Origin of the sequence: Vulcanisaeta distributa DSM 14429, from assembly GCF_000148385.1 — an archaeon.
Taxonomy (GTDB): Archaea; Thermoproteota; Thermoprotei; order Thermoproteales; family Thermocladiaceae; genus Vulcanisaeta; species Vulcanisaeta distributa.
Genome location: NC_014537.1, coordinates 2,281,514 through 2,295,225, shown reverse-complemented (window position 1 = coordinate 2,295,225; position 13,712 = coordinate 2,281,514). Strand labels below are relative to the sequence as shown.

Here is a 13,712-nt window from a genome sequence, read left to right as displayed (position 1 = left end):
AATTGTGCTAAAAACCTTTTAAGTGGGTCCTTATCGGTTTCATGGTGTCATCATTAATAGATGTAGTTAATATCGCGAATACGATACTTAATACGCCAAGGATTGGTTGGATACAGCGAGGAGTTCCACAGGCTATTGCTGAGAGTGTTGGTGCTCACGTATTACTTACTAGCTATCTGGCATTAATCCTTTGTAATAGTGTGCGGAGGGTCGATAATACAATTAATGCCGATAAGTGCGCGTCGATGGCGCTCATTCATGATGCCCACGAGGCTCTAACGGGTAATGTAGGTAATAGCGTTCGTTCAATGCTCAGTAATTGGAAGGATATTGAGGTTAGGTTGTTTGATGAGCTTCAATTTCCTGAGGAGCTGCGTACCTACTTCCGTGAATATAGGCATGGATTAAGCATTGAGGGTAGAATTGTGAATCTCTCGGATAAATTAGCAACATTAATTAGGGCATGCATGTATGCCAAGGCTGGTTATGACACGAGGGAATTAATTATTAATTATAAGGAATTAGTGGAAAAGCTGCTGGGTGAATTTACGGGTAGTATTGGGCAGGTCATAAATAGCGTTGTTAGACCTATTTTTTCATGGTGTGATAATAGTACCATCACTAACACCCTCAGTAATGAGTCTCCTCAATGAGCTCAGCTTACCGCAACCAACCACGTAAATCGTAATACCACTCCTCTGGGCTATGCTTAATGCCCATGGGTCGAGTAAATCATAAGTACCCGCTATCGTCCTAGACCTAAGCATAGCCATTAACTCATTAATACTCACCCTATCGAGCCTCTTTGCATTGGGGTCTACCCTTGGATCACTCGTATAGACCGCATCAATGTTTGCGCAATCGATCAACCTCTTAATACCTAGCGATTCACTCACAAGCAGTGCCACGGTGGCCGTTGACTGACCAGGTTGGAAACCACCCGTAATTACTAACCTACCCGTTGACCAAGCCCTAAAAACCTCATCAATATTAGTGGGTATTGGTAGGTAAGCAATATCGCTGAGTGCCGCAGCCAGTAGCTGAGCATTTAAGCGGCTAGCCGATATACCGAGCATATCTAGCAGGGACTCGTTTATACCCATCTTCCTGCCAATCTCTATGTACCTACGCGCTAAGGACCCACCACCAGTCACCACAGCCATTTTATAGCCGTTGCCCCAAAATTCACGAATTAAATCCACATACTTGGGTAGTAAATCCTCATTATCGAATAGGTGCCCACTCAATTTAAGCGTGAATGGTTCCCGCATCATTCATTAAGTCATTGGTTAGTGAATTCTTAAGTTTTCTTAACTAGATCGTTTATTGCCTTGATGATACCATTAGATACGTAAATAGGTAAATCACCTAAGTTAAGGTTTGGTATCTTATTGTCGCATACATACCGCAACTCCTCAAGGTTCTTCATGAGAAATTCTTTAATCATGTCATAATGATCGGCGCCTATTAATGGCTGCATGTATGAGTCCATTGAGCAATCATTATCATACCACTCCTTGAAGAATTTGGCTGATGCAATCAACTTATTGAAGGATTCCACAGTCATTTCCTCACCATTAAGTATGATAATTACCTGGGTATTAAGAAATTTTTTAACTACCCTAACCTTAATGAACCCTAAATCACAGGGCTTCCTCTGCCTAATGCATTCCATAACTCTATCGCTAATACTCAGGATTTCAATTAACCCTCTATTCCTTTCATACTCACCCTTACATCTACAAATCTGTTGCATCACCCTTACAAACCGCGACTTATACTCCTCAGTTAATACTTCAATGACATCGTAATTACGCATTTTAATTTTGAAAATTATTACATTTTAAAAAGATATTCTTACAGGCCTTAGCAAGTTATTCAGCCTTACCAATGGCCTTCCTAACCACCTTACCGCCAGGGCATTTAAAGAGCCCTATTATCACACCCCTCCTACCCTTCGGCGCCAACATCCATACTTTAACCGGCTTTAGCTTCACTATTTGACCGTCACACTCAACCTCGTATTCCTTCTCCATGTAACTTGATAATTCCGCCATCGTGCTTTAGTAGTTATTCTATCCTTAATAAATAATCATAACCGTAAATAACGCGAAAATCAGTATTTATAATGCTCTTTCTACATAGGTAATTACAAAGACAGGTATATAGAATATGCTGTACCTGTATATTAATAATTGTATTTCCCACGACAATTAATATGGAATTAACGCGATAAAGCATCGTGATTATGATACCTAGAAAGACTTTAAGGCAAGCTGCATCTATTACCTGTGCTGACTTAGGATGAGGGGTTCCAAGCGCTGATTGAGGGATGAGCCATGCAATTATAATAATGATAATTATTATAAAATGTAGATTCACTTCAGTAATAATGACCACTAGGGTTGTGGTTTATGGTGTGGGTCCCATTGGTCAGTTGATAGCTAGGGTTGCGTTTAATAGGGGACTTGATGTGGTTGGCGCGATTGATATTGACCCGCAGAAGGTTGGTAAGGACCTTGGTGAGGTTATCGGACTTGGTAAAACCCTGGGTATTAGAGTCGAGGATGATGCCGATAAGGTCCTCAGGAATACAAAGCCCGACATAGTCCTTCACTCAACGGGTAGTTTCTTTGATAAGGTTTACCCACAGATAATGAAGGCGATTAGGGCTGGTGCTGATGTAATATCGACGTGCGAGACATTGGCGTGGCCCTGGTATAGGTACCCAGACCTCGCGGAGCTCATCGATAACTATGCGAGAAATCATGAGGTGACTGTGCTTGGGGCTGGCGTTAATCCAGGCTTCGTATTTGATGCATTACCTGCCGTGCTTTCGGTGACGTTGACAAGACTCGATAAAATCACCGTTACTAGATCCTTGGATGCGTCAAGGAGGAGGTACTCCTTCCAGAAGAAGATTGGTCTTGGCATGACACCAACTCAATTCACTGAGGCATTAGGTAGAGGTGAGATAACGGCACACGTAGGCTTCGCGGAGTCAGTACTGCTATTGGCTAGCATTATTGGTCTCAGGCTGGATAGGGTTGAGGAGGGTCAAGAGGCAATAATTGCGGAGAGGAGTTACGAGACGCAGTACTTCAAGGTTGAACCTGGGCAGGTTAAGGGCGTTGTCGGTCACGGGAGTGGCTTCATCAATGGTAGGGAGGTTATTAGGGTTGAGCTGAGGGCCTGCGTTGGTTGTGAGGACTTTGAGGAGGTTAGGCTTGAGGGTGAGCCGTCGATCATGTGGAGAAGCACTGGAACGCCTGGGGACCCCGCTACAGCTGCAGTAATCGTCAACCTAATTCCGAGGGTCCTCAATGCAAGGCCTGGACTAATAACACTCAAGGACCTAGTAAACTACTCATACACGGCATGACTAAACGCCGCTTCACGGCATTAACTCATAAAAATTCCTGAGCCGTTAATATTTACATTAAACCAAGACATTAAGTGCTGGGAAATTTTCAGCCTTAATGATCATGCCTTAACCTTCTCAATACGAACCCTCGTATCCTTATACGCCGGCGTCTTCGTAATTGGACTAAGCACGGCAGGCACCAAGGCATTTGCCAGGAGCTCTGGGTAGTGGAATGTGGTGAATAATATGCCCCTTGGAACCCTTCTCGAAGCCCTAACCCTGGCAAGCACCTCACCAGCTGGCGAGACTAATTTGATGACCTCACCATCCTCAACACCCTCAGCCCTCATATCCTCAGGATTCACCTCAACAACGGGCCCCCTCCAAATCACCTTAAGTATCGGTGACCTCGATGTCATAGTCGCGGTGTGGTACTGAGCCCTCTCCCTACCAATGATTAATGAGTATGGGTAAAGCCTCGCCATAACCACATCAAAGCCCCTCCAACCAACCACCCTAAACCTGGCCCTACCCCTTGGAAATCCACCGGAATACAGTATTGGAGTACCTGGACTGGACTCACTCGGCACTGGCCATTGAAGCCCACCCTCACGCTCAAGCCTCTCATGGCTTAAACTGCCAAATATCGGCGCTACCCTCGCGATATCCCTCATTATGTCGGAACTACTCCTAAAGCCCATGTCATAACCGAGTCTCCTAGCCAACTCAGTAAAGACCCACCAATCAGGTTTCGCATCGCCTGGTGGATCAACTACCTTCCTTGTTAATTGCAACCTCCTCTCCGTATTTGTGAATGTGCCGTAATCCTCAAGGGCCGCCGAGGCCGCTGGCAATACAACATCGGCATACTCAACGGTCTCTGTCAGGAATATGTCCTGAACCATTAGGAACTCTAACCTACTTAACGCCTCGGCGACTGCCTTACTGTGTCTTAGCCGTTAATAAAGGTAGGTTATATTTATCGGCAATTTTCTTAAGCTCGTCATCCGATGTGACCTTCCTTTTAATTATCTCCTTACTCGCCTCACGCAATCTCGCCTTATAATCCATGTAGGAAAGACCCATCGGGGCTTTAAAGGTATTTCGGGACCGTGATGTGTAGTGGGTTATTAGGCTTAGTTATTTTGAGTAATTGGGTGTTAAATGCTGGGTTCATGGGTTATTAATGATATGGTTAGGATCATTAGGATAAACACTTACGCGGATCTCAATAAGGTACTCATTGATTTAGGACCTGGCGAGTGCGCATTATTGCTTACTAAGCAGGTTGATGATGTACTAAGGCATGTGGATGGCGTTACCACGGTATTACTGAGGAGTATTAAGGATAAGACCGAGGTTGATTACCTACTTGCCGCCGGTAATAGGGTACTCTGCATATCTATGGATGGGTTCGGCTTACTCAGTGAGTACGCACTGTCGAGGCTTAAGTACGTAATAATAACTCGCCAACCCTCAGAATCGGATACAAAGCTCTTCAGGATACTACTAAACATAACTCAATAATTCATTATAATTCATACATGTCTGAAGCCACATCCTCTTTATCGCACTTACCTTATCAAAGTCTTTATCCTCACTGACGAATGCCCATAGCATTCTCAGCCATTCATAATTTCATTAAACTGGTAATATGTCCACAGGCGTTACCTTATACCTCGGCGTCTTCACGTAGGGATCAAACTCTGTGCAAACCACGTAATTTATCCTTGAATCATGCATGTACGCGAAGACCACTCCCCTGGGTACATCATTGCTTATCAATGCCCTGAAGGTACCTTCACCGCAGTTGGATACCAGCTTTACCAATTGGCCGTTGCGTATACCCAGTGCCTTTGCGTCTTCAGGATTTATGGTAATGCTTGTCTCGAATTTGCCACTAATCCTCCTAATCTCATTATCCGTGTTATACCTAAGTACGCTCCTACCAGTAACCAGTATGAATTTCTTACCGCCAGTATTTACTGGTCTATACTCAACACCGAAGAACCTCGCCTTGCCACTCGGTGTCAGAAACCTCTCGGAGTATAGGTGCGGCGTATTCTCCGGTATTCTCGAATCCTTCGTTGGGTCCATGACATCCTCAAGCGTCACACTCCTCATTATAGGCACCACCTGACGCATTTCATTGAACACGGCCTTCGGGTCGTTACTAAATCCCTTAAGGCCGAAGGCGTTGGCTAACTCGAATATTATTTCATAGTCAGGCCTAGCCTCGCCAGGCGGGTCCCTAACCTTATGTCTCCACTTGACTAATCTATCTAGGCTTAGTACGGAGCCTTCTCTCTCAATCCAGAGCGCCGCTGGTAGGACGTAGTGGGCGAACTCCGCAGTTTCGCTCATGGCTATGTCCTGAACCACCAATAGGTCTAGGTTGCTTAAGAACTCCTCAACCCTACGTCTATTGGGTAGTGAGGCCACTATGTTAAAGCCCATTAGGTACATGCCCCTAATACCGCTGTTCTCGTTATACACCGCGTCTATTAGCGATAGGCCTGGCTTAGTCGGTGGCATGAATCCCCACACCTCGGCGAGTTTTTTGGCGTTCTCCTCATTAATAGGTAGGCCACCTGGGAATACGTCTGGCTTCAGGAAGTCGCCGGAGCCCTGCACATTCGTCTGGCCCCTATAGACAATGACACCGCCACCCTCAATACCCATGTTGCCCGTTAATAAGGCGAGGGCTATGTAAGACTTAATGCCGTCGACACCTGACGACTCTGACATGCCGAGGCCCCACGTGAATAATACGGGCTTCGTGGCTATTAATTGAGCGAACTTAAGTATTAAGTCCCTGGGCACGCCCGTGATTTTCTCTGCATCATCAATTGAATACTTACTAACCACCTTAACGTATTCCTCGAAGTTCTCGGTCCTATTAACTATGAAGTCCCTATCAATGAGCTCGTTATTGATTAGGTAATTGGCCACTGCATTGAATAGGTAAACCTCCGTGGAGGGTATTGGCTTGAGGTGTAGGTCTGCCATCTTTGCTGTTGCGGTTGTCCTGGGGTCTATGACTACTATCTTAGTACCATTTCTCTTAGCTTCAATTAAGTATTGGGAAAGCACCGGGTGGCTATCCGTTATTGATTCGCCAGTTATCACAACGACCTTTGCCTTGGGTATCTCATTGACCGAGTTTGCGCTACCGCCGTAGCCAAGCATATCCTTTAATGCCTTGGCTGACGGATCATGGCAAAGCCTCGCACATGAATCCACGTTATTAGTACCGAGCGCCCTAGCCAATTTCTGGAATAGGTAAACCTCCTCAAGCGTGTTTCTACAACCGCCGTAAAAGGCCAGGGCCTCTGGACCGTACTTCTCCTTAATCTCCTTCATCTTATGGACTATCTCACTAATGGCCTCGCTCCACGATACCCTAACAAACTCGCCATTAACCCTCTTCATTGGGTATAACAACCTATCGGTTGTGTCAAGGAGCTTTATCGATGAAGCGCCCTTACCACATAGATGCCCATGAGAAACCGGGTGACCTTTAAAACCCTCAAACCCAATTATTCTCCCGGCATCATCAATAGTCACCTCAATACCACACCCAACGCCACAGTATGGACATATCGTAATCACAGACCTAGGCATGCTGGTCAGGCATAGTGTTCATGAGGTACTTAAAATGATTATATTTGCATTCATTAGTTCATATTTGCCTAGAAAAATTTATAAATGTTGTTAAAACCGCAAATACCGTGACGAGCGTACTACCGCCAGTTGCCGTGGGGTTCTTCGGCCTGGGTATTGGTTATCTGGTATATGGTGGTATGGGTCTGTTTTACCCGACAAAAACCGATGAATCCACTAATAAGTCGCTTGCCGTATGGGGCCTTTGGATGCCGGGTTTTATGCAGTTCCTGACGGGTATATACATATTAATTGCCATTTCCATATATAGGGAGCTACCGTCAGTATTTTACATGGCTGGGGTTGCCTTCACGGCCTATGGAGTCCACTGGTTCGCCCTCGGTTGGAAGAGGTACATCGGTTCAAGTAACCTACCGGACGCCTTCATGGCGTTGGGTTTCCTCGTATTGAGCGTGCTTGGTGCTTTCGTGTTTGGCTACGTGCATGATTACCCAGTGATGATCCTATTCGTAATATTAATCTTCGTCTATGCCACAGAAGCGCCGGCTAGGTTCTTGAATTCACCAACGCTCAGTAGGTTGGTGTCGTTGTGGCAGTTCATAGGTGGTTGGTGGTTGATGTACCTGACAATCGCCACCGTGGTTGACCTAGCCCTGGGCTTGTCATTACCTGTATGAGAGATTGAGCCGCAATTACTAATTAAAAACTTAATTAGGTTTGTTTGATTGTTTAGTTAACGCTTATATTTCAGGCATGAACACGATACCCGTGCTGAGTGAGTTAATGAGTAGGTGGGGCATTAAGGAGTTTGACTTAGTGCGTATTTACCTTAGGGATGGCACGGCATTAGACGGCGTGGTATTGCCTAGGCCTGGTGTTGGTGATCCTAATGTATTGATTTTGAAGCTTGATAATGGTTATAACGTGGGCATTCACGCCAGTAATATTGAGAGGGTGGAGGTTAAGGGCCATGTTGAGTCAAAGAGTGCGGTGTCCATACCCATTGGTCAATTCGTTAAGTCCGAGTCAACGGGCCTCCCCAGGGTTAGGCTTGTGGCTACTGGTGGCACGATAATGTCTAAGGTGGATTACAGGACCGGCGCCGTGTACCCGAGCTTTAGCCTTGAGGACTTATACGCGATGTATCCTGAGGTCAAGGGCATAGCGGATATTGAGCTCCTAAACCTAATGGCCATATTCAGTGAGGACATGACGCCGAGGAGGTGGGCTGAAATTGCTGAGGCCGCTTACAAGGCGTTCCTCGACGGCGTCTTCGGAGTCGTCGTACTTCACGGCACTGACACAATGCACTACACAGCCGCCGCATTATCCTTCGCAATCAGGAATCCCCCGGGCCCAATAGCCCTTGTTGGCTCACAAAGGAGTAGCGACAGACCGTCAAGTGACGCCTTTGAGAACATGCTAGCAGCCGTACTCGTTGGCGCCAGGGCACCCTTCGCGGGTTCTTATGTCGTGATGCATGCATCAACGAATGATGGGTTAATAGCGGTTCATAGAGGGACGAGGGTTAGGAAAATGCACACGTCTAGGAGGGATACGTTCATTAGTATTAATGATAGGCCCGTGGCGTACGTGAATATAGATAGGCTCGAGATAGTGCTTAACACGAATAACTACATGCCCAGGTCCAAGGTGGAGGATACCGTATTGATGAACAGGTTTGATGAGAAGACAGCCCTGATCAAGTTCTACCCGGGTATGGACCCGGAGATTCTGCACTTCCTAATTGATAAGGGTTACCACGGTATCGTGATTGAGGGCACGGGGTTTGGGCATGTTAGGGAGGAATTACTAGACCCAATTAAGAGAGCCATTGACAGCGGTATACCCGTGGTGATTGCAAGCCAGACAATATTTGGTAGGGTTAACCTGAACGTCTATAGGAGGGGCGTGGAGTTACTTAGGCTTGGTGTTATACCCGCGGAGGACATGATACCGGAGGTCGCCTTCGTAAAGCTTTCCTGGGTGTTGGGACAAACCAGGGACATGAATGAGGTAAGGAGGTTAATGCTAACGCCAGTAGCTGGTGAACTAAACCCAAGGAGTGATGTGGGCACGTATATGCTGGGTCCTGAATTACCCAGGAAATGACCTCGTGATGAGCATTTCGGCGGATGACCTATGATTGAAATCACCCTCGCTGACCTTACCCAATTTTAATGTCGAGTTGACCCACCGGAATTATCACCCAATCCCTTGTAAGCATTAATTTGTAGGCCAATGCCCTAACCCCATGATTAATTGCGTACTTAAGGGATTCCGCGAACCTGGGATCAAGCGCTGCATTGGGCATGAATAGCTTAGCCTTAGACCTAAAGATTAGGAATAATACGTAGGCTTCATAACCAAGCTCCACAGCCCTAACCAACTCAAGCATGTGCCTGGCACCTCGTGACGTGGGTGCGTCCGGGAATTTAGCGACCCCATTTTCCTCAAGGGTCACGCCCTTAACCTCAACGAATGCATGACCACCACCCGGCGATTTGAGTAATAGGTCAAACCTACCGTTATCAAAGCCAGGCTCCCTTTTAATAACCTCATAACCACTTAATACGTACCCATTAGCAATAAGCCAGGCAGCCACATCATTATGTACCGCAGAATTTACAAGAACCAACTCATCACCAAGATCCACAGCCGCTAAATAGAACCTAGTCTTACCCGTGGATTTTGAGTAGGCGAAGAACTTAACACCGGGTCTTAGGAGCTCGGTTAGCCTACCCGGGTCATGAATGTGTATGAGCTCCTCCCTACCATTAACAACACCGACCCCAAGAAACCTATTTAACCTCCTAACGAAGAATCCCTCAACATCAGGCCTCCTAATTACGTATCCAATCATATAACTACTCAATCAATTATAACGCCGAGCTAATTCTCACTTTATTTTTTAATCCGTAACCAACTTATCTGATTAAATGGCAACGTCATCACGTGGTTAATCAATTCAACGCTCCATTAATTCCATATTTATTAATACATATTGTTACCCATCTTACGTTAAAGCAGAACTAAACAAAACCTAGCCAAACAACGCCTAACCTCTATCGCTTATTATTCACGGGGTATGTCCACGGACCTAACGTACTTCCTCAGCAATACCAACGCTATTATCACCGGCGGTATTAGTACGATGAATGTATCCCTAATCCCTATTAAGTCCGCTACATAACCCGTTATTGTCGGTGTTACTATGCCTATGAGCATCATAAATGAGAAGAATAGGCTATTTGCAGCATTCCTATGCTGGGGCTTGAAGGCCCTCGATATGGATACCACGGAAAGTGGGTAGGTGGTACCATGGGGTATGCCCAGTATTAGCAGGGCTATGGCGTAAATCAGTGGGTTGTTCGTGAACACTATTAATAATATGCCGATTACCGTCATTGTAACCGCGCTGGCCATGTATGGCCACAGCCTCTCCGCAGGCCTTATCGATAGGTAGAGCCTGCCGAGGAATGACGTTACGAAGAATAGTGAGAAGAGAACCTCAACCATTGAGTAGCTAACGCCAAAGGAGTCCCTGGCGTATATACCGCCAAATGCCATTAGGAAGGAGAAGACCACGTTATACGTGGCTATGTTCAGTACTGCCGCTATGAAGCCTGAATTTGAAATGACCTTAGACGCACTAACTGCCGCATCGCCACTTACGCCCTCCTCAGGGAACCTAACAAATGGGGTTATGGCAAGGGCTAGGATTGGGAATACCGTGAAGAATATGAAGGACTCCCTAAGTCCGTAGTACTTAAGTATTAATGACTCGATCGCCGGGCCAAGTATGAGACTTACGCTTAGGGCTAACGTGTAAATGTTGAGTAATCTCTCCCTAGCCCTCCTATCTGGTAGTAGGCTTGCCGATGTTATGACATTGGGCATGAGAAAGCCTAGGGCAAAACCAGCCACTGCAGATAATAGCCAAACCGTGATTGGCGATGACAGCCAGAACAATGGAAATGTGATTGCGTAAATAACTGATGACACTATGAAGGCGATTCTCCTACGGCATGCCCTAAGTCTCGAATTTATTAGGCCACTGCTTATGAAGGTCATTAATGAGATTAGGGCCGATAAGATACCCACCAAGGTATTGCTAAAGTGAAAGTTATACCTGGCCAACAGTGGTATGGTGGTCATGAGCATGTTATTTGAGGCCCTAATGGCTATGGTTAACGGCACTATTATAGAAATAGCCTGAATCAAGCCTAGGTACTGCCCTCTCGTCATTTCCCGCCACCGTACCTTTTAATAACCTCGGCGAAACTCCCATAATCACCTGGACTATAAATACCATACTCCACCCTAACTAATATATTCCTAATGAATTCTCTCGGTAACCTGATCGGTAATTTATTGGCTATGTAATCAACGGAACCGTTTAAGTCCTTCCTCGCCATTTCAATTCCAGCCCTATAAACATCGATGAAGTATTGATGGTCACCATTAATCTGGGCACCACATGCACCCGGCGCACCGACTAGGTCCTCGAGAAATTCACCCCTATGCTCAAGGACACCGAGGTTTAAAACCGCACTCTGCGCATTGCCAGTGTTAAGCATGTTAAGTACTGAAGGCCAGTCATCTGCATAAACGAGCTCAGCCCTCAAACCAACCTTATCCAGCAAAGCCCTAATGAGTATATCAGCCGCACTACCACGTCTCCAAACCGCTATCCTAGGACCCCTCAACTCTGGATACACAAACATTAACCTCTTAACGGTAACTACGTCAATCCTTAGACCACTCTTTATTAGTGACGTCAATGAATCGGCAATGGCATAGGCACCAGGTTCCTCACTACCCTTGCTAAAGACCAGGTCTAGGTCCTTGTACTCCCTCGTTGCGAGTATTAATGGATAAGATACAGGGCCTGGCGCTGCTATGATCTTCATGCTTATTAATATCGAAAAAGATATCTAGTTTATAAACCCACCCCGCAGGTTCTAACTTCATTAACCCTTAAAAATACTAATTACTACTCATGTCACTAAATGGCATGAACGAGTAGGAGAGTAATTATTAATACTAAGATTAGCAGTACTGCGCCCATTGCTAAGTAATCCTTGGGTTTATAATTCCCTGGGTTGTAAACGAGTAGGTTCGCTGGATGACTGAAGGGGGTTAGGAACGTGGTTGTGGAGGCCATCGCAACCACAGTAACGGCAAGTAGCGGGTTTGGATATGTTAGGGCTATTGGCGTCATTATTATTGCCGCACTCACGTTATTTACGAAGTTAGCTATAAGTGCGGTTATTAGGAATAGTACTATTAAGGACCTTGGGATCACGCCGGCTATTACCGTAGACAATCCACTGCTACTCATTGCATAGCCCAGGGATAAGAAGGACGCTATGAATATCAGTACAGACCAATCAATGTACTGATAAATCCTCCTATAATTAACAGCGCCACTAAGCATGAGTACGACCACGCCCGTTAGGAATGCTAAGGCAATATTTACGCCGAGTAATGATGCTATCGTGACTCCCGCCAGTACTGCGATGGATGCGGCACCTTTCCTAACATCAAAGAGCTTGGCACCCCTGGTCCTAAGCGGCACCAATCCATAATCACTCATGAACTTAGCAATACTCTCCTCATCACCCATCAGAAGAAGGGCATCGCCAGGTCTAAGCATCACGTGAGATATCCTACCGTATATCCTCCTACTCCCCGCGGAAATGCCCACAATCCTAACCCCATACTTATTTAATACATCAAGGTCAGATATTGTATAGTTAATGAGAGATGATGAACTCGTTATTAATGCCTCAACAACCTCCTTACCCTCAACCTGCTCTGACTGTGGCGTCAGGACCAGCCCCTTTATTGATGAGATTATTGGTAGTTTGTCCACGGGAACCTCCATTATCAATGTGGCTCCGTCATGAATCCTGCCGGTCCTGGACAACCTCCTTGGTAGTATTGACCTTATTCTAATGCCATATTCCCTCTCAACTTCACGCTTGGTCTTTCCCACAAACTCGCAGTCACTGTTTACCTGGGCCTCAACCACATACTCGCCGATCTTTAGGTCATCGACGCTCGTGACCACGCTCTCCCTATTCGGCAGTAACAGGTATATGAGTAGTAGTGCGGGTATGCTTATGAAGACTATTGCTAGGCCTATGTTTAGGAACTGAAACACAGATAAATACCTACCAAACCTCTCGTACCAAAGCTGGTCAATTATCAAATTAGTGCTGGTACCGAATATTGTATACCTACCACCAACAATAGCTGCATAGGAGAGGGGGAGTAGGTACTTGGATAATTTCTTATTGTGGTTCCTCGACACTGCGTACATGAACGGTATGAAAATGGAGACCAGGGCCACGTCACTCATGAATCCCGATAATAACGAAACTATTAGCATTACAATGAGCAGGAGCACATACTCATTCCTAAATACCCTATCTAACTCCTCAGCTAACCTATCGAGAAAGCCCGACTCCTCGAGAACCTTACTAATCACCATGACGCTACCAAGCACCACGACCGTGGCCGAACCAATGAATGCCAAGGCCTTCTCAGGGCTAATTACACCACCAACAATTAGTAGTACCATTACGAGTAAACCAACTACATCATACCTAATGGCACGTATTAACAATAATACTATCGCTAATGCGAGTACAGCCAACACGTAGTACTGAGTGGGTGAAAGGCTCATCATTGATTTAAATAATAATGAATGGCTTGG

General features: G+C 45.8%; 15 protein-coding genes. 5 read left to right on the top strand and 10 right to left on the bottom strand.

Annotated features, from left to right (window positions below):
• Positions 1-44 precede the first annotated feature (44 nt).
• A complete protein-coding gene (locus tag VDIS_RS12095; RefSeq protein WP_052885843.1) occupies positions 45-653 on the top strand; it encodes an HD domain-containing protein in 609 nt (202 codons plus the stop codon).
• Here the strand turns inward: VDIS_RS12095 and pyrH are convergent.
• From pyrH to VDIS_RS12080, 3 genes are read right to left on the bottom strand one after another with little or no spacing between them, the layout of a single operon-like run.
• The gene (gene pyrH / locus VDIS_RS12090; protein ID WP_013337546.1) at positions 597-1,274 is read right to left on the bottom strand and encodes a UMP kinase; all 678 of its coding nucleotides are present in this window, start codon (positions 1,272-1,274) and stop codon (positions 597-599) included. The genes VDIS_RS12095 and pyrH overlap by 57 nt on opposite strands.
• Positions 1,275-1,300: 26 nt before the next feature.
• The gene (locus VDIS_RS12085; protein WP_013337545.1) at positions 1,301-1,819 is read right to left on the bottom strand and encodes a hypothetical protein; all 519 of its coding nucleotides are present in this window, start codon (positions 1,817-1,819) and stop codon (positions 1,301-1,303) included.
• Positions 1,820-1,874: 55 nt separating this feature from the next.
• Positions 1,875-2,057: a chromatin protein Cren7 gene (locus VDIS_RS12080; protein ID WP_013337544.1), complete on the bottom strand. Its 183-nt coding sequence runs from the start codon at positions 2,055-2,057 to the stop codon at positions 1,875-1,877.
• A 335-nt stretch (positions 2,058-2,392) separates the two neighbouring features.
• On the opposite strand from VDIS_RS12080, the gene VDIS_RS12075 reads away from it, so the two are divergent.
• The gene (locus tag VDIS_RS12075; RefSeq protein WP_013337543.1) at positions 2,393-3,382 is read left to right on the top strand and encodes an NAD(P)H-dependent amine dehydrogenase family protein; all 990 of its coding nucleotides are present in this window, start codon (positions 2,393-2,395) and stop codon (positions 3,380-3,382) included.
• 101 nt (positions 3,383-3,483) lie between these two features.
• On the opposite strand, the gene VDIS_RS13185 is transcribed toward VDIS_RS12075, so the two are convergent.
• Both VDIS_RS13185 and VDIS_RS13150 read right to left on the bottom strand, forming a co-directional pair.
• Positions 3,484-4,269 carry a molybdopterin oxidoreductase family protein gene (locus VDIS_RS13185; protein ID WP_052885842.1) on the bottom strand — a complete coding sequence of 262 codons (786 nt, stop codon included), beginning with the start codon at positions 4,267-4,269 and terminating at the stop codon, positions 3,484-3,486.
• Between the two features lie 37 nt (positions 4,270-4,306).
• Entirely contained in the window at positions 4,307-4,435 is a 129-nt protein-coding gene (locus VDIS_RS13150) for a hypothetical protein (protein ID WP_281041778.1), read from the bottom strand.
• A gap of 93 nt (positions 4,436-4,528) precedes the next feature.
• Here VDIS_RS13150 and VDIS_RS12065 point away from each other — a divergent pair, with 93 nt between their 5' ends.
• Positions 4,529-4,891: a hypothetical protein gene (locus VDIS_RS12065; protein WP_013337542.1), complete on the top strand. Its 363-nt coding sequence runs from the start codon at positions 4,529-4,531 to the stop codon at positions 4,889-4,891.
• A gap of 114 nt (positions 4,892-5,005) precedes the next feature.
• On the opposite strand, the gene fdhF is transcribed toward VDIS_RS12065, so the two are convergent.
• Complete coding sequence (fdhF, locus tag VDIS_RS12060; protein ID WP_013337540.1) at positions 5,006-6,988, bottom strand: formate dehydrogenase subunit alpha; 1,983 nt, start codon at positions 6,986-6,988, stop codon at positions 5,006-5,008.
• 107 nt (positions 6,989-7,095) lie between these two features.
• Here fdhF and VDIS_RS12055 point away from each other — a divergent pair, with 107 nt between their 5' ends.
• Positions 7,096-7,665: a hypothetical protein gene (locus tag VDIS_RS12055; protein ID WP_013337539.1), complete on the top strand. Its 570-nt coding sequence runs from the start codon at positions 7,096-7,098 to the stop codon at positions 7,663-7,665.
• Positions 7,666-7,741: 76 nt separating this feature from the next.
• Positions 7,742-9,100 (top strand): Glu-tRNA(Gln) amidotransferase subunit GatD, encoded by a 1,359-nt coding sequence (gene gatD, locus VDIS_RS12050; RefSeq protein WP_013337538.1) that lies wholly within the window; start codon positions 7,742-7,744, stop codon positions 9,098-9,100.
• Positions 9,101-9,155: 55 nt separating this feature from the next.
• Here gatD and sfsA read toward each other — a convergent pair whose 3' ends face one another.
• From sfsA to VDIS_RS12030, 4 genes are all read right to left on the bottom strand, one after another.
• Positions 9,156-9,851: a DNA/RNA nuclease SfsA gene (sfsA, locus tag VDIS_RS12045; RefSeq protein WP_013337537.1), complete on the bottom strand. Its 696-nt coding sequence runs from the start codon at positions 9,849-9,851 to the stop codon at positions 9,156-9,158.
• A 212-nt stretch (positions 9,852-10,063) separates the two neighbouring features.
• Entirely contained in the window at positions 10,064-11,236 is a 1,173-nt protein-coding gene (locus VDIS_RS12040; protein ID WP_013337536.1) for an MFS transporter, read from the bottom strand.
• The gene (locus tag VDIS_RS12035) at positions 11,233-11,901 is read right to left on the bottom strand and encodes a DUF3834 domain-containing protein (protein ID WP_013337535.1); all 669 of its coding nucleotides are present in this window, start codon (positions 11,899-11,901) and stop codon (positions 11,233-11,235) included. Before VDIS_RS12035 ends, VDIS_RS12040 begins: the two co-directional genes overlap by 4 nt.
• A 95-nt stretch (positions 11,902-11,996) precedes the next feature.
• On the bottom strand, positions 11,997-13,682 hold the full coding sequence (locus VDIS_RS12030; RefSeq protein ID WP_013337534.1) for an SLC13 family permease: 1,686 nt from the start codon (positions 13,680-13,682) through the stop codon (positions 11,997-11,999).
• Positions 13,683-13,712: the final 30 nt, after the last annotated feature.